13 protein-coding genes are annotated in these 15,835 nt (G+C 68.4%); 1 reads left to right on the forward strand and 12 read right to left on the reverse strand.

What is annotated here, in order from left to right; genetic code table 11:
• The first annotated feature begins 165 nt into the window (after window positions 1-165).
• Complete coding sequence (locus AOK08_RS28490) at window positions 166-1,773, forward strand: ADP-ribosylglycohydrolase family protein (protein WP_079054322.1); 1,608 nt, start codon at window positions 166-168, stop codon at window positions 1,771-1,773.
• Between the two features lie 83 nt (window positions 1,774-1,856).
• Here AOK08_RS28490 and AOK08_RS28495 read toward each other — a convergent pair whose 3' ends face one another.
• The 12 genes from AOK08_RS28495 to AOK08_RS28550 all read right to left on the reverse strand — a co-directional run.
• Window positions 1,857-2,357 carry a hypothetical protein gene (locus tag AOK08_RS28495; protein ID WP_055531345.1) on the reverse strand — a complete coding sequence of 167 codons (501 nt, stop codon included), beginning with the start codon at window positions 2,355-2,357 and terminating at the stop codon, window positions 1,857-1,859.
• A gap of 370 nt (window positions 2,358-2,727) precedes the next feature.
• Window positions 2,728-3,228: a hypothetical protein gene (locus tag AOK08_RS28500; RefSeq protein ID WP_055531347.1), complete on the reverse strand. Its 501-nt coding sequence runs from the start codon at window positions 3,226-3,228 to the stop codon at window positions 2,728-2,730.
• A 1,075-nt stretch (window positions 3,229-4,303) separates the two neighbouring features.
• Window positions 4,304-5,161 (reverse strand): FadR/GntR family transcriptional regulator, encoded by an 858-nt coding sequence (locus tag AOK08_RS28505; protein WP_055531349.1) that lies wholly within the window; start codon window positions 5,159-5,161, stop codon window positions 4,304-4,306.
• 54 nt (window positions 5,162-5,215) lie between these two features.
• Window positions 5,216-5,743, reverse strand: a complete 528-nt coding sequence (locus tag AOK08_RS28510) for a hypothetical protein (RefSeq protein ID WP_055531351.1) — start codon at window positions 5,741-5,743, stop codon at window positions 5,216-5,218.
• Between the two features lie 303 nt (window positions 5,744-6,046).
• Window positions 6,047-6,475: a hypothetical protein gene (locus tag AOK08_RS28515; RefSeq protein ID WP_055531353.1), complete on the reverse strand. Its 429-nt coding sequence runs from the start codon at window positions 6,473-6,475 to the stop codon at window positions 6,047-6,049.
• Window positions 6,472-7,035 carry a helix-turn-helix domain-containing protein gene (locus tag AOK08_RS28520; RefSeq protein WP_157876839.1) on the reverse strand — a complete coding sequence of 188 codons (564 nt, stop codon included), beginning with the start codon at window positions 7,033-7,035 and terminating at the stop codon, window positions 6,472-6,474. Before AOK08_RS28520 ends, AOK08_RS28515 begins: the two co-directional genes overlap by 4 nt.
• Before the next feature lie 120 nt (window positions 7,036-7,155).
• Complete coding sequence (locus tag AOK08_RS28525) at window positions 7,156-7,617, reverse strand: hypothetical protein (protein WP_055531357.1); 462 nt, start codon at window positions 7,615-7,617, stop codon at window positions 7,156-7,158.
• Window positions 7,618-7,634: 17 nt separating this feature from the next.
• Window positions 7,635-9,866 carry a hypothetical protein gene (locus AOK08_RS28530; RefSeq protein ID WP_055531364.1) on the reverse strand — a complete coding sequence of 744 codons (2,232 nt, stop codon included), beginning with the start codon at window positions 9,864-9,866 and terminating at the stop codon, window positions 7,635-7,637.
• Window positions 9,866-12,475, reverse strand: coding sequence for a hypothetical protein (locus AOK08_RS28535; protein ID WP_055531365.1), 2,610 nt, complete (start codon window positions 12,473-12,475; stop codon window positions 9,866-9,868). Before AOK08_RS28535 ends, AOK08_RS28530 begins: the two co-directional genes overlap by 1 nt.
• Window positions 12,475-12,885 carry a hypothetical protein gene (locus tag AOK08_RS28540; protein ID WP_241827119.1) on the reverse strand — a complete coding sequence of 137 codons (411 nt, stop codon included), beginning with the start codon at window positions 12,883-12,885 and terminating at the stop codon, window positions 12,475-12,477. Before AOK08_RS28540 ends, AOK08_RS28535 begins: the two co-directional genes overlap by 1 nt.
• A gap of 688 nt (window positions 12,886-13,573) precedes the next feature.
• On the reverse strand, window positions 13,574-14,272 hold the full coding sequence (locus AOK08_RS28545; protein ID WP_055531367.1) for a hypothetical protein: 699 nt from the start codon (window positions 14,270-14,272) through the stop codon (window positions 13,574-13,576).
• Window positions 14,273-14,739: 467 nt separating this feature from the next.
• Window positions 14,740-15,835: DUF4417 domain-containing protein (locus AOK08_RS28550; RefSeq protein WP_055531375.1), on the reverse strand; the 1,096-nt coding region annotated here is incomplete at its 5' end.

Consider the following 15,835-nt stretch of genomic DNA (forward strand, 5'->3'; position numbering starts at 1 on the left):
GATTATCGAGTTAAGCAACGCATATCGTCGTCTTGACCAAAGCTCTCGCGTTGTGTCAGGCTGACATAGCGACAGCGGGTCGCAGTGCCGGTCGACTTCACGCCGTGCTCCCCGCAGCAGTGCTCGCAATCAGCCTCCACTCGCGCCCCCAGGGAGAACCCCGTGATGCCGACGTCCGTAGCCTCTTCCGCTGACACTCCGCAGACCGCCGCGTTCCTCGGCACCCGCGTTCTCGACCACCAGGCCGCCGACCGCGCGGCCGGAGTCCTCATCGGCGCCGCATGCGGCGACGCGCTCGGCGTCCCGTACGAATTCACGCCCCGGCTCGCCGACGACCAGCAGCCCGCCATGATCGGCGGCGGCCTGGGCCCCTACAAGCCGGGCGAGTACTCCGACGACACGCAGATGCACGTGTGCATCGCCGCCGTTGCCGCGAGCGGAGCCGACCTGACCAGCCCCATTGCCCTCGACCAGATCGCCCGCAACTTCCACAACTGGCGCGCGAGCGGGGCAACCGACATCGGCAACCAGACCAGCGCCGTACTGATGGCGGCTCACCAGAGCGAGACCGGATCCCCGAGCGAGGCCATGACCGCTGCCGCCGACGCCTACACCGCCCGCGCCCGCTACAGCGCGGGCAACGGCTCGCTCATGCGGACCGGCATCGTGGCACTCGCCTACCTGGACGACCCCGAAGGCATGGCCCAGGCGGCCACTCTGATCAGCTCCCTGACCCACAGCGACCCCGAGTGCATCGAAGCATGCATCCTGTGGTGCTCCGGCATCCGCACCGCCGTCCTGGAAGGCACCTTCGACGGCGTCCGCCAGGGCATTCACCTCCTCCCGGCCGACCGCCAGGACCTCTGGACCAGCCGACTGGACGAGGCCGAGGCCAACCCGCCGCACCACTGGCCGTCGAACGGCTACGTCGTCACAGCCCTCCAGGCGGCCTGGTCCGCCATCACGCGCACCCCCGTCCCCGAGCACGCACCAGAACGCCGCTCGTTCCCGGCCCAGCACTTCCAGCTCGCCGCCGAAGCCGCCGTCCGTGCGGGCAACGACACCGACACCGTGGCCGCGATCGCCGGAACTCTGCTGGGCGCGCGGTGGGGCCTGTCGGCCATCCCGCTTGCCTGGCAGCAGGCCGTGAACGGGTGGCCGTCCCTGACCGGGCCCGACCTCGTCCGCCTGGCCGTGCTGACCGCCCGGAAGGGATTCGACGACGCCGACGGCTGGCCGACCACCGCACGTGTGCCGATTCCCGGCTACGCCGGAGAAGGGTTCGTCGTCCCCCACCCGGAAGACCCCGGCGTACTGCTGGGCAACCTTCCCCTGACCGAATACCGGGGCGCGGCACCCGTCGACGCAGTGGTCTCCCTATGCCGCGTCGGACAGGCCCCGATCCTGTCCGGCACCGACGTCGAACACGTCCGCGTGTGGCTGGTCGACAAGGAGGGCTCGAACCAGAACCTCCACTACGTCCTCGACCAGGCGGCCCACCAGATCGTCCGGCTACGCAAGGAAGGCAAGCGGGTCCTGCTGCACTGCGTCGCGGGCCGTTCGCGCACCCCGGCTGTCGCCGCCGCCTACAGCACACTGCTCGGCACGCCCCCGCAGAAGGCGCTGGCCGAGATCTACGGGGCGCTGGACCAGCACTGGACGCTGCTGGCGCACTGGCAACTCCACGACGCCGTGTACGAACTGGCCGGCCTTACGCCCTACCGCCCCAAGGCCCGCCAACTCGCTGCGGGCAGCCCCCTCCCGGGCCGGTAACCCCAACTCCACACGACCGGTGTGTGGGTCGAGCGCGGTCCAAAACGGAAGTTGGGGATCACGCTCGACCCACACACAGACATCTACCGGGGCCCGAACCTCCCCGGGCCGGGACGCTCCAGGATGAAGTCGTACACCGTCCGGCGATACCAGTGATACGCGAAAACCCGAGGCTTGCCTTCGTCACCCGGCTGCCGGTCGGCGAACGGAATCTGCCCTCGGTTGTGGTACGCGACCATCGTGTCGTGCTTGAGAGGCTCGCCGCGCGTGGCGTTCCCCCAGACTTCCCCGAAATCGTCGATATCCAGCAGGTCCTGAGGATTGCCCTCCGGAAGCGGCTGAACGAGTACCGGTCCAGTTCCGGCGAAGGCCGCCCACACGCGCGGGCGGTTGTTCTCCACCCAGGCATCGATCTCGTCCTGGTCCCACTCACGTGGTTGGCGCTCGGATACCGGATCAGGGAACGGAGTACGGATTACCTTGCCGTCCTCCGTTTTCTCCTCGGTCGCATTCCAGATCCAGGTACGTACCGTCGGCTCCGGGACGTTGAACCGCTTCGCGATGCCCGCAACGGTCAGTCTCACCGGGCGCTTCTTCTTCCCCCGGCCTGCGCCTCCGGCTCGGCCCGGGGAGGTTGGACCGCGTCCGGTCGGCGTCCCGCTGCTCCCGCCTGCCGGGCCACGAGCGGATCCACCTGGCGAGGACTTCGGCGTCTGAGCCGCGGTCCAGGTCCTCGGGCGATTGCTTCGGACCCAAGTATCCACCGCGGTCGCGTCGTGGGTCCCCTTGGCGTCCTCGCCCGGGAACCCCTCGGACTGCGTCCACGCCCTGGCTGTCCGGCCAGTTACGTCGTACTTTGCCGCGATCGCGTCGGCGTCGAGCCGGGCCTGGCCCCGGGCGCGGCTCATGGCCGAGCCCGCCCCGCGGCAACCTGCGTCTTCTGCCACGGCTGGCTCATCGCGCGGTGCCCCCCTGCCGGCGCATGCGCTGGCGCGGCCGGTTGAGCCACGTCGAGGCCGTTTTCCAGTACCACTTCCGCTCGGTGACCTCCGGCTGCTTCCCGTCCCCGGGAGTCCGGTCGGCCGGCGGCATCGTCTTCTTGGAGATGTAACCCCGCAGGGTGCCGAGCTCCACCGGCTTGTCGCGGCCGAGGATCTTTCCCTCGAGCTCCGCGATGGTCTTCAGCGTCACGAGGGCCTTCGGCCCCATCACCGGCAGGTCGTACGGATTGTCCGACTGCTGACCCTTGGCCCAGTGCACCGGGAAGTTCTCGCGCAGCCAGTCGTCGACCGCCTCGGAGTCACGCACGAGCATGCTGCCGACGGCGCCGACCGTCCACCCTTCCGGGAAACCGTCCATGCGGGTCCAGTTGTGGACCTGGCTCAGCGGAACCCCGTACGTCTCCGCAATCTCTTCTGCGGTCAGAACCGCTTCTTCCGCATCAGCTGGGATCACCGGTCTCACTCCTTCTCGGGCCGGCGGGTGGCGCGGTCCTGGTCGGCGACCCAGCAGCCGGAGCGGGTGCTGGATACGGCGGGCATCTGTTCGAGGTTGTGCCGGCGCCGCCGGCCCCTTCCGTGCCGGCCTCCCGGATCGTGCAGGGGGCGCGGCGCGCGCCTAAATTACAGCCTATTATCGAGGTATGCAATACGGCGCGTGTGTGGCCTGCCGGCCTGGGTGCGCTGCGTATCCGCCAGTCGGCGCAACGGGCCCATTCGGCAGCTCAATAGGTGTGCGCTTTTCCGCCGCTGACGCGCTGTGGATGCCCGAGTACCCCAGCCCCTCGGTGTGTAATAGAAGACGGATCCTGCTGGCCAGGATCCGATGACAGGCGATTCGCTGGGCGCGGGGATGCAATCAGCCTGCCCTGAACAGCTGATCGCAATGAAACGGGCCGAAACGAGGGAAGGTGCTAATGTCCGGGAATTCAGAGACCGCAGGAAATCCTCGTGGTCCATTCGGATACCGTGCATTGTTCCCCAGTGCCGCCGATGAAACCTGGCGACAGGGCCCAGAGCTCGGGGTCTGATTCACACGCTCCGCCGTAAGGATGCCCAGTTCAAGGAAAACGGCTCGTGCCGACGACTGAGATCAGTAGGGGCTCATGCACACGATGGCGGAGGCGCTCCAGCCCCGGCCCCGACGGTTCGAGCGCCCGACATGCTCGGCCCTTTCGTGCCGCTCGCGCCGCGCGGTTCAGTCAGCCCCGTATGAACGGGATCGCAGAAGCTGTACCCGCCGACCGGCCTCGTGCTCAGACCACCGACTCGGCCCTCGCAGCCTTGATGTCGTATCTCCGACGAGGCCGCTGCCATCGCCACCAGTCCCGTGTTCAGCACAGGGCGGCACGGTGCTTTCCGCGCCCGCCGGTCTTGCGGGCCCACGCGCGACGGGAGCGGACCAACGCACCGTGGCCGCCGACCCTGCCGACCTGAGGGAAGATCCCTGAGGTCCGTCCCGGCAGTTGCGGTCGCGCAGCACAAGCCGACGTCCTCCTCCGCCGTGCGGGTTTACGGGAAGGGATGACGGCTCAGTGCTTGCGCGGAACGGGCAAGCGGGCTGCCTCGTGATGGCTGGTGAGCAGCTCGCGCATCGCCGCCTCGGCTGCTCCGCCGTCACCCGAGGCGACCGCCTCGCCGATGCGGACGTGGTGCGCGAGTGACCGACCGCCGAGGATGCCGCAGCCGGCGAAGTGAAGGCCGGATGCGCGGAGGGAGGCGGAAACTGCACCGAAGAGGTACTCCAGCACCTGGTTCCCTGACGCCTGCACGAGCAGCGAGTGGAACTCTGTATCCGAGCCGGCGAAGGCCGAGGAGTCATTCTGATCCACGGCGCGGCCCATCATCTCGACCACGGCACCCAGGTGTTTGCGGACCTCCTTTCGCCCCCGCTCCGCCGCCAGACGCGCGGCGAGCGGCTCGATACCCCAGCGCAGCTCATCAAGTTCACGCTGTTGGTCCCCGCACTGGGGGCCGAGCGCTCGCCACTCGACGACATCAGGGTCGAGCAGGCTCCAGTCACGCACCGGACGCACGCGAGTGCCGACATTCGGCCGAGCGGCGACCAAGCCCTTGGCCTCCAGAACCCGGAACGACTCACGGACCACGGTGCGCGAGACTTCGAACCGCTCGCCGATCTCTTCCGGCACGAGCTGGTGATCTGCGTCAACTTCGCCGGAGGCGATCATCTGGCCGAGCTGCTCGACGACTTGGCCGTGCAGCCCGCGTGCACGAGCGGCCGACCTGCGCCGGACGCCACGGCCAGGCTCAGCGCGCGCCTGCGCATCAACGTGGACGGAGTCGCTGCTGGGCTCGGGTGTGGGGACCACCAGGCCGAACGGGCCCGGGCCCTGTGAGTCAGGAGTCGAAGGCTGAGCTGAGGAAGGCATGGACTCGTCTTTCTGGAGAGGGGCACGCGCCGGCGGGATGCCGGCCCGGTCGGGTCAGGAGGCGGTGGCCGGCACCGTCTTCACGGCGTCGCGCTGGGCGACGAGGTGTCCGGTGCCCGGGCACGCCTCGATCTCCCGTGGGCGACGGTGCAGAGCAGCCTTGGCGCCGACCCGCAAGGCGGTGAGGCGGCTGCAGACCGTGCAACGCCCCGTGGGCTGCTTGCGGTCGGGGGCCAGCCAGACCGTCATCGGCCCCCGGACGAAGCGCATGTATCGGTTGATGGCGATCTGCCGGACGCCGTCGGAGCGCCAGTGGTCGGCTGAGGTCTGCAGGACCCGGACCTCGTCGATGCTGCGGTCCTCGCAGCTGGTGGTGTTCTCGTAGGTGCAGTCGTCGGCGAGATCATCGGGGTCGAGCTCGTCGGCGATGAACTGCCGTATGGCACGCGGGCTGTGGGCTATCGAGACCGGTATCTCGAACGTGCGGTCAGCTTCATAGGCGACCAGCTCGGAGAAGGCGACCTTCACCCTGAGCTCCGTGAACTCGTCGGTGTCGTACGTCTGGTTGATGGCTGTCGTCATGAGGAGTTGCCTTCTCGTACGGGGCGTCCGGTGCCTACGGTGGGCAGGAGGCGTCGGAGGGCGGAATGGAGTCAGTTGCTTCGCGCGGAGAGAGCCGGAACTCGCTGGGAGCCGCCGACATGGGTGCATGTCTGGCGATCCGGTCCGGATGAGCGGCTGTGCACGATCGCCTCGGGACGACGACGGCGACAACAACAACAACACGTGGCTTACCTTCGCGCGCAATCTCATAATACACGAAATTATCGAGTTATGCAGCGCTTGAATGGTGGAGCAGATACGCGGGAGCTACTGGGAGGTGTCCTACGCGGTGACGTCCAGCTGGCCGACCTGGTCGAGCAGGAGTTGGGCTCGGTCGAATGCCGCGACCTTGTGCCCGTACGAGGGCACGACCAGATGCATCGTCTCGTGCGCCAGCGCGCGATCGGCCTCCTCGCGGGTGCCGACCCGTGCGAGATTCACGGCCATCAGCGGCACGCCCAACCGCGCGTTCTCCGGGCCCCGGTAGACCTGGGCAACGTAGTGCGAATGGAAGGCAAGCCCGGTGGCGGACGCGTACGCCTGGAGATCGACCACTAGGTGGAAGGGGCGCTGGGCGACGTGCGCGAACATCTTGGCGCGCCGACGTAGCCAGGTCACGTCGACCGGGAGCTGGCGCTCGGGCTCGGGCAGAGGGCTACGCAGCGCCGCGTGCCGGGCGTCGGTGCGCGGGTCTCCTCGGTGGACGGTCATGAGTTCCTCCCTTCGGCCTCGGTCTGGATGTTCCGGGCGAGGTCGAGGAGTGCGTCGGGCGCCATGTGGAGACGTTCCGCGAGCTCTTCGAGCACGGCACCCTGAAGAAGCACGGGGGTGGAGCTGCCCGTCTCCTGGACGGCCGCCGAGTGGGCTTGTACGACATCGTCCGGGCTGCAACCCCAGGCGGCGGCCAGGGCGCAGGCGATCCTGGGCTTCAGGGTGCGGGTGTGGCCGTTCTCGAGCATCGCGTAGCCACTGCGTCCGAGCCCGGCTGTGGCGGCTGCGGCAGCTTGGTTCTGGCCGGCCACGCACCGCAGGTCCTCCAGCGTGGTGGGCTGGCCGGGGCGCAGGTCATCGAGGGAGCACGAGAGAGCGGAGGCCAGCGCGACCAGCGTCCCCCACTCCGGGATCCTCCTGCCTTCCTCGTAGGCGCGGATCAACGAGGCCGACGTTCCCAAGGGCCTCCCCAGGTCCTCCTCGGACATGCGCCGGCCTTCGCGACGGGAGCGCAGGGCGCTCCCGTCGAAGCCGCGCACGCCACGACGCCGTACTGCCACGCTGACCACCTCCCTGTGTGCCGCGCCGACTCGCCCGCCGGCGATGTCCTCGTCCTCATGATCGGGAGGCCATCATGCCAATACGGCTGCCGGCACCCCGAGCGCCGGCAGCCGGGCACCTCAGGAGAAGCGGCCATGCCAGGAGTCCGCGTCCAGACGCTCGAGTGCGAGCTCCTCCTGCTGGGTGAGCCGGTCGGTGAACTCCTCCCACCGGTTCAGCTCCGCCAGCTCGGCTGCATCGGCCGGCTCGACCCGGGCTCGCTGCCCCGTGACAAGCTCCATCGCGACGGCGCCGTCCACGATCCGGGCCTCCGTCCACTGCAGGGCCCGGCGCCGGGCTATGCCCAGGTTGAACAGGTAGCCGTCGCCAGTGGCCTTCCCTCCGATCAGCGGTCTGACCCAGACGCCCTGTCCGTCGTCCATGAAACGGGAGTGCCGGGCGAGCGCGGCCCGGAACACCTCCTCGCCATCGGGGTCGCAGACCACCAGGCGGGCGCCGGCGTCGACCGGATCCCCGGTGGTGCTGTGATTGCCGGCGAGGAGGTCCAAGAACCGCCGCCGCCACTGCTGTTCTGCTGCCATGGTTGCGCCTCCAGGCGTCAGTTGTCGGTCACGCACAGGACGTCCTCCACCGGCTTGCCGCCGAGTTCGGTGATACCCCGGGCGGAGAAGGAAGCGAGGATTTTCTTGCGCTCACCGGCGGACTCGCACACGATCCGGCTGGGCGCTTCCGCTCCGAGCAGGTCGAGCCCGCCCCGGAACATCACCTCGTTGGAGTCGCTGTAGAACGTGGCGATCTTCATAGGGTCCCGGGTGATCGCATTCGCGCTGTAATTGTGGTGGTTCGGGTTGATCGCCCCGTAGTGGTCGCCGTTGTACCCGTAGTAGTCGCTGCGCCTCATGAGCACGCTGGGGTCGTCCCAGACCAGGACGCCGCCGTCCAGGTCGCTGCTGGTGGGCTTCACCCGCAGGAACACGCTGTTCGCGCCACCGGTCATCTTGTCGTCCTCCTCGCTCATCCCCACACCACTGCCGATGCCCATGGTCGTGCGCTTCTCGGTGGATGCCAGGACACCGGTGCTCAGCAGGCCGGCGAGGTCACCGCTGCCGATGCTGTGCGTCAGGGACCGCCCGCTGAACGCCTGCTTCACCTCCTCCTGCTTGCCGGTCACGTCGAACCGCGACCAGGTCAGCCATCGCCCGCTCGTCGCAGGCGTCGGTTCGTAGCCGGGGCTGGCGGCCAGCGCCGCGCCGCCGGAGAACCCGGACGCCTTGGCGACCGCATCCCGGACCACCTCGACCTTCATCGGCAGCACTTTCTGCGCGGCCTCCAACTGGATGCGCTTCATCTGGATCTGGAGGTCATCGCTGTCCAGACCCATGAGCGAATCCATCCGCTGGTGCACGATCTCCTGGACCTGCAAGTCCTCCAAGCCCTGGGCGGTATCCATCGCCGCCTTCATCCCGGCCGCCTTACCCAGGCCCTGTGCCTGGATGTTGTTCGACAGGTAGGTCCACTCGCCCTCGGCCGCCGTCATGGGCTTGTTCACCAGATGCAGCTGCTCAAGCCGCTCGACGAGGTCCTTGCCGTGTCCGGCGCCGACGGGCGCGTGGACCTCCAGCTGCCCGCGCAGGGAGTACTCCGTGCTGGACGGGTCGTTCTCCTTGTACGGCCGGTAGACGGCCTTCCAGCCATCGCCCATGTCGATCTCGTACTCGGTGCCGTTCGCATGGCTGCGGGCGACACCGTCCCAGGAGCTCTGTCCGGTCTCCGTATCGAACTCCGCTTTGATCCGGCTGGCTTCACGGACCGTAGCCCCGAGCGAGCCGGGCTCGGGCTCGCCGTTGGGCACCGCGACCTGCTTGGTGACCATCTTGGTCGCCGTGACCTCGTAGGGCTGCATCCAGGACATCGGCTCACCACCGTTGGCGATCTTGTCCTTCACCACGTCGAGCTGATCCATGTAGTGCTGGGCCATGGCCTTCTCGTCGTCGCTGACGCCCGGGTCGTTCAGCACCGCCGAGACAGCGTCGACGGCCGCCTGGTGCTTGGCGGCCGACGCCTCGGACATCGGCAGGTGGCCCTTCAGCTTGTGTTGCACCGAGGTGACAGCCGTCTTCGTCAGCTCGCCCAACTTCTTCTGCTTGTCGAGATCAAGACGTTCCTTCACCTCCTCCTCGACCTCTACGTCCTCCATGTGCGTGCCCGGGATGCTCAGCGCATCGAGCAGCTTCTCCTCCGCCTCCTCGGAGACGTGCGTGAGCAGCACCTCGCGCGGACCGTCCGGCGAGTCATAGGCGATGAGCGTGGCCTCGGAATGGATGAAGTCGTCCCCGCCGACCAGGATCGGCGTGCCCGTCGGCTCCCCGACAGGCGGCGCCGTCGGCACAGGAGTGAGCGGCGGATCCGTCTCATCCCCGTCGGCCTTCGCCTCGTCGTCCGCCGCAGGGACGGCGCTTGCTTCCCCGGCGGCCGACACTCCTTCTTCGCTCTGCTCCTGCACGAGCGGTTCTGCCTCGTCGACCGGGGCGACCTGCGTTGGCGGCTCCTCCTCCGCACTCATGGGGCCAGGGACTCCGAGCTCCTCCACGGAACCGGGTTCCTGGAGCAGTGCCTCCAGCGCCGCATCTGTGTCCTGCGGGGAGTCAGCCTTGTCCGGCAGCGGCTCCTGGACACCCGGCCCCGCCGTCCCCCCGCCGGAAGCGGCACCCCCGGCTATCTCCTCACCGGCCTGCACACCGGCGAGTTCCACCGGCGCGCTCGGGCTTTCGGCGAGAGCGGTGGGACCGACCGCGTAACTCTGGTGACTCGACTTCGACCCGGTCCCCATCAGTTGCCTCCGTGCTTCAGGGACGCCGCGGACGGGATATTGAGCTGTTTGACGAAGAAGTCGGCGAAGTTCTCGCGCAAGGTGTTCTTCCTCTCGACGGCGTGGTCCAGGAACGCGCCGGCGATCTGTTCGTGCGTGACCTGGGACTGCGGGATCTTCAGGGCTTTGGCCGCCCGGCTGCGCATCTGCGGCACCCACGCCACACTGGCCTTGGCCCCTTCATGAGCGGTGCTGTGCAGGATCGAGCGCAGCTGCGCGTCGGGGACGGACTCGAACTTCTTGATCACCGGATGGGCGACGGCCGGATTGATCGTGACGCCTTTGGCGAGACTGCCGCCGAGGGCCGCCTGGTAGAGGCTCTGGTGGACCGGGGTGAACCCGCCTCCGCCGCTGGGGGCGTAGTCGACCGACAGCTTGTCGAGTCCGTAGTGCTTGTACGCCTGGCCGCGGTCGATCTGGACCAGCCCGCCGGACGGCGTCTGGAGCCAGTTGTCCTTGTGGCCGTCGTGCTCGCCGATCATCCAGGAGCCGACATGAGACCGGACGATCGCGTCGACCTGGCTCTGCGTCCACTGGCTCGGGCTGCTCGTGAAGGGCTTCGCACCCTGCACCATCGGCTGGATGGAGCCGGCCATCCCGTCGGCCTTCTTGTGGGAGTACACCGGTACCGCAGGGACGCCACCGAGCGACAGGACGTGGGACGCAGATGCCTCGGTATGCCCCAGTGCACCGCCGTGGTTGTGGTCCGTCTTGAACAGCCACTTGGATCCGTCCGGCGCCGTGTGCACGGTCTTGGCGTACGTACCGCCGAGTTCGGAGGCTTTCGTTCCCGGGCCGAAGGCCCACCCGGCGACCTCCTTGTCGTCGACGCGGGCCGGTACATCCTGACTGGTCGCCTTCGCGTGCTGAAGATCGGCCATCAGGGCCTGGACCTTCGCGTTGAAGGAACCGGGTTTGGCCGGTTTCGGGGCCTTCGCCGGGCCAGCGGCGACCGGCGGGGGCGAAGGCGTGTTCGCCTTGCCCGGAGGCTTGCTCGCCAGGGCCTGGACCGCCTCGTCGGAGGCGAGCTCCGTGGCGGGGCTCACCGGTTTCGGCGCCGCAGCAGCCGCCTTGGCGGCCGCCTTCTTCGCGGCCGCGGCCCCGGCCTTTTCCGTGATGGCCGCCTGGTCGTACTTGGGGTTGAAGCAGCCCGCGATGTAGTTCTGCACGTGCGCGCGCGACGCGGCGGCCGCGGTGTCCATCCCCATCTCGCCGGCGACCGTGCGCAGGTCACTCAGCTTCTGGCCCTTGGCCCATGCCTTGAAATCGTTGGTGAGGGACTCGGGATGCACATAGTTCGAGGCATCGGCGCCCGGATGCTGCGCGAAAGGCTGCTCCGCAAGGGACTGCTGGCTCTGGGTGTACCAGCCGTGCACGCCGTTTTGCATGGCCTGGAGCTCGCCGGCGTTCTCCGCCCACGAGGCGATCATCTGCGGTGCCCAAGGGTCGCCTGCCGACGGCAGGTTCAGCGGCTCCCCACCCCCGGGCGCCATCTCCGAGTGTGTGGCGTACGCGGCGTCGAGTTTCGCGAGCTGCTCGTGCCGCTTGGCAGCCAGCTCCTTCAGCGAGGCCGTCTCGCTCTCGGGCGTCGTCGGCCGTACGAGGGCCACGACTTCACGTGCGGTGAGGTGCTGAGCCTCGGCCTCGGTCAGGTGCCCTGACGCGATGGCGTCGTGCACTGTCGGCTGGACATCCAGCGGGGACAGGTAGTGATGGTTGATCGCCTGGTCAACCATCGCCTTGGCGTGCGCCTTCGCCGTGGTGAGATCCTCGCCGAGCTCGGGGCAGTCGGCCGCAGCCAGCTTCTGCTCCGCCGCGAGCATCTTCTGCAAGGCCTCGCCCTGCTGCGGGCCCGCAGTGAACTTCGCGTCGTGGAGGTAGGTGCTGACGGCCTGGGTGATCGACTGCGCGGATTCCTTGGCCTGCTCGGGCGTCGCCGACCACGAGCCGCCGCTGACCGGCGGCTCGGTGCCCTCAAGCTGGTGCAGGTCGGCCAGGGTCATCCCCGCGACCGTGCCGCCGGCCAGCAGCTCGTTGTACCTCTCCTGGGCCTTGGCCTGGATCTTCTGCTTGGACGGGATGCCGCTGTCGTACGCCGGGTCGAGCCAGTGGACCAACGGGTGCTGGCCCGACCCGCCCAGGCCCACCAACGCCGGATGCTCGAATCCCTTGGCCGCCGCGATCTGGCGCAACTCGTCGTCATCAAGGGAGTTCAAGAAGGCGACCGTCCGGGCCTTCAGCGCCTTGGTCTGGGCCTCGATCTCCTCGTCCGAGGCGCCCTCTTCCTTCAACTTCTCGATGGCCGCCTGGGCGTCCTCCACCTGGCCGACGAACAACTCGTACTTCTCTACCGGGTCATCGGGGAGCGCATCCTCGAGGCCGATGGCGAACGGCGGATCGGCCATCTCCTCCAGCAAGTTCATGGCGATCAACAGGTCGGCCTTGGCCTGTATCTCCTGCTCGGAATCCGGCTCGCTCGACGGTGCGGCCACAGGTACTTCGGGCGCTTCTGACGGAGTGGTCGTGCCGACGGCGTAGGAGGCGTGGCTGGACTTGCTGCCCGTGCCCATCAGGCACCATCCCGCGGGGGAAGGGTGGGGATGAGCTCGGCGAGCAGCTCGTCGAGCACGAGATCAGCGGCGTGGGTGAGGTCGAGCGCGCCGTCGGGGACCTCCACGGCCTCGGCCGAGCAGGCACCCGACTGTGTCGTCCAGCGCTCGGCGTCTTCGAGCGTGCTGTTCTCGCCCAGCCGCTCCCGCCATGGATCGGCCGGCTCGTAGACCAGCGGGACCCAGCGCACCACACGCTGCACGGGAGCGCCGGGGCGCCCGTCCAGTCCCAGCACGGCGACGGGGTCCATGGGCAGGCCCAGTGCTGGATGCCAGACGAGCAGGATCCACAGGCGCCACGGGGAGGTGACCGACGCCTCCGTGGCCATGACGGCGCTGGGACTGGCGGGGCGGTCGGGTTTGGTCGGCATCGGAGGGCTCCTCCCATCAGGGCTGTCACCTGCTACAGGTGTGGGAGGAGCTGCCGGTGTGACAGCGCGAGAGGAGAAACCTCAGTGACCGGACGCAACGATCGCTGAGTGATTCTTCTCGACGGACGTTGAGCGGGCCTCAACGAAGTCGAACGGAACTGGCTGCCCGGACCTGATCATCGGCACCGGCGGGCGGCGCCTCTCCGGGTTTCTGCTGTGGCATGCCAGGGACAGCACGCTGCACTTCAGCGACCGATGGCAGCCCGAAGACAGCCGCGCCCGAACTCCCGAACTCTCCGAAGCGGCCCGCGTTGTCGGCGGTCCCTGCTACGGTGAAATCACCTCAGTCCGAAAGGACCGGGGTAACCCCCGCACGTGGGTTGTCATAGGCCCTTTGAGGGATCGGAACACCGATACACGCGCGTGGGGGTGTGGCTCCGCACCAGCGGAGGTGGACCGCAACGACGTGAGACACGAGCTTGCGAGCGCTGCACTAGCAGCGGTGCCCCAGGGACTCATGGAGTACCCGAAAGGCAAGCAAGTTGACGCCGCAGCAGCGGCGGTGGATCGCAACTCTGGTTGTACTGCGCCTCGCGCAGAAGACCAAGAGGGCCCCGGCCGGAGCTTGCGCTTCGGTTCGGGGCCCTCGTGCGTCAGGTGGATCACGATCAGCTGGTCACGCGGGCGGTTACGGGCGATGGCTGAGCAGCGGAACGACGTGACTGGAGTGCTGGATGTAGGCGGCAAGGTCGGGGCTCAGCAGGCGGGTGACCGTCAGCAGGTCCTTCATCCGCACGTCGATGGGCACGGTCAGCAGGGGTTCCCAGTGGGCGGCCCGGTTGCGCAGCTCGTGCAAGTCGCCGATGGGCTGGTCGACGGTCGTGCGGTTGGTGCCGGGAGGGAACGCGTAGTGGAGATGGGGCACCCACAGCGTCTTCTCGTGGGCGGAGGTGGACAGGTATCGCCACACACCCAGCGACAGGTCCGCGATGATCTTCCCCGGCGGAGCCGTGCGCCCGTACCTCCTGCGGGCACTGTCGATGGCGCTGCGGGTCTTGTCGTTGATGTCGACCCGCCGCGGGCCGCGCCGGCCGCCCTTCTTCACACGGATCAGCGGAGCCCGCAGCGGGCTGGCCGGGTCGTCCAGCCAGTGCGTCGCCCCGGTCCAGGTCGCATCCAGAGCCCCGGCGTACGCATTACGCAGAGCAACCTCGAAGTGGCTCAGGTCGCGCAGGACCGCGCAGGTCAAGGTCGTGTTCCACTCGTACAGGGCCAGAGCACGGGCGGGGTCACCGCCGACGGCGTTCAGGTAGATGGTGTGCCGGGCAGGGCTGAGCCAGTTCTCCACCCACGGCCCCGGCGCGGGCGCCGGGGATACGTGCGTCAAGGTTCCTCCTGCTGAGAAGTCGGGTAGACTGATGCTTGACAAGCCCCGGTGGACCGCTGATCTTCACGATCAAGTCGCCGGGGCTAAGACGTTTCCGGGCCCGATACGCCGTGCTCGGCGGCCCGGACCGGGACCTGACCCACCAGGCGCCCGAGATATTCGGGCTCGTCGCCGTCGGCACCAAGCGGTACGACGACGGGAAGTACACGGACTACGGCCCGAGGGCCGTCCCCCGCCGTGCCATCGCGTCACGGGCACCGTCGGTGGGCTCGACTGGGACGCTGTGCCCCGGATTGCCGAGGTCCTCAACGGCCACGCTGCGACGGGCGACTGGGTTCGCCACCTCACAGCCCCTGCCTCTGAGTAGATCCCTTTCCGCCCCGGGAGCCCGTCTTCACCGAGAGGAACTCTGATCCGTTCGTCTCCAGTGAAAACCGCGTCACCTTCCTTGCGTTGGGACATGTCGCTCAGCGAGGCGGCAGGAGCGAGGCCATGTACTGGACCGTGGCCGCGAAGGCGTCCTCGGTCCGTGCGTGGATGTCCTCGCGCCCGTTGTCGGTCATGACCGCGCCGTGCAGGGCGTATTGGTGGGCGTTCTGCGAGATGAGCGTGAGCCGGCTGCCGAAGAGCTGCACCATCTCCGCGATCCGGTTGGTACGGGACAGACCGGTGAGGATGATGGGCATGTCGGCGGGAAGGTTCGCGGCCAGCCAGTGCAGCCCCGGCCGTTCCCATGTGTCCCAAGTGCCGTTGTCACGCACGGTCTGCACGTTCACCGCGATCGCCGGAGGCGGCGCGTCCTCGATCCAGGCCCGGTAGCGCTCAAGGTCCTCCAGCCGGAACCAGTACAGGTTCGGGACGACGGGCACGCCGGCCTCGGCGAACTCCTGGGCGAGGATCAGCGAGCGACGCATGTTGAGCAGGTGTTCGGTACGCGGCCAATCGCCGTAGATGCTGTAGTTGCAGGAAAGCACCAGGTCCCATTCCTGGGCGGCGATTCGCTCGACGAGGTTGTCGCGCTTGCGGTTGGTCCAGAAGGCTTCGACGAGCGGGTCTTCGCCGTAGCCGACGAGGACGGCCTTCTGGTGCGACTTGAGGGCCAGGGCCTGGCGCGCGGTCTGCTCGGTGAACCGCGGGTAGAGAGTGTGGGTGTCGGGTGAGAAGACCCGGCGCAGACCTACTCCGTAGGCAGGCCAGTCCAGGCTGGCGTCGAGCCGGGTCACCGCGGAGCCGTCGGTCATGGGGATGAAGGACGGCAGGCCGGTGGGCAGGACGCTGTCGATGCTGATGTCGTCGAAGGTGAGGGTGCCGCCGACGTCGGACATCCACCGGGCTATGTCGGTGCGGCTGCCGCAGCGGATCGGGCAGGAGCGGGCCGCGCATGCGTTCGCCGGGGCATCAGCCTCCGCGGCGGAGCAGCCGCAGAACCGGCAGTCGCTGTTGGTGCCCGAGCACAGCGGCTCGACGGTCGCCGGGCCGCCACGTCCGTCGGGGCCGGCGTAGAAGGCGCAGGAATTGCAGTCGCATCCGCGGCCGGGGAGGGGAACGCCGACGGTCGGGGTG

Origin of the sequence: Streptomyces graminilatus, assembly GCF_001418565.1 — a bacterium.
Classification (GTDB): domain Bacteria; phylum Actinomycetota; class Actinomycetes; order Streptomycetales; family Streptomycetaceae; genus Streptomyces; species Streptomyces graminilatus.

What these genes read in the sequence shown, in the direction of transcription:
- AOK08_RS28490 (WP_079054322.1), top strand. Translation starts at nt 166, where the DNA reads ATGCCGACGTCCGTAGCCTCTTCCGCTGACACTCCGCAGACCGCCGCG.
- AOK08_RS28505 (WP_055531349.1), bottom strand. Translation starts at nt 5,161, where the DNA reads ATGCCTTCCTCAGCTCAGCCTTCGACTCCTGACTCACAGGGCCCGGGC.
- AOK08_RS28510 (WP_055531351.1), bottom strand. Translation starts at nt 5,743, where the DNA reads ATGACGACAGCCATCAACCAGACGTACGACACCGACGAGTTCACGGAG.
- AOK08_RS28515 (WP_055531353.1), bottom strand. Translation starts at nt 6,475, where the DNA reads ATGACCGTCCACCGAGGAGACCCGCGCACCGACGCCCGGCACGCGGCG.
- AOK08_RS28525 (WP_055531357.1), bottom strand. Translation starts at nt 7,617, where the DNA reads ATGGCAGCAGAACAGCAGTGGCGGCGGCGGTTCTTGGACCTCCTCGCC.
- AOK08_RS28530 (WP_055531364.1), bottom strand. Translation starts at nt 9,866, where the DNA reads ATGGGGACCGGGTCGAAGTCGAGTCACCAGAGTTACGCGGTCGGTCCC.
- AOK08_RS28535 (WP_055531365.1), bottom strand. Translation starts at nt 12,475, where the DNA reads ATGGGCACGGGCAGCAAGTCCAGCCACGCCTCCTACGCCGTCGGCACG.
- AOK08_RS28540 (WP_241827119.1), bottom strand. Translation starts at nt 12,885, where the DNA reads ATGCCGACCAAACCCGACCGCCCCGCCAGTCCCAGCGCCGTCATGGCC.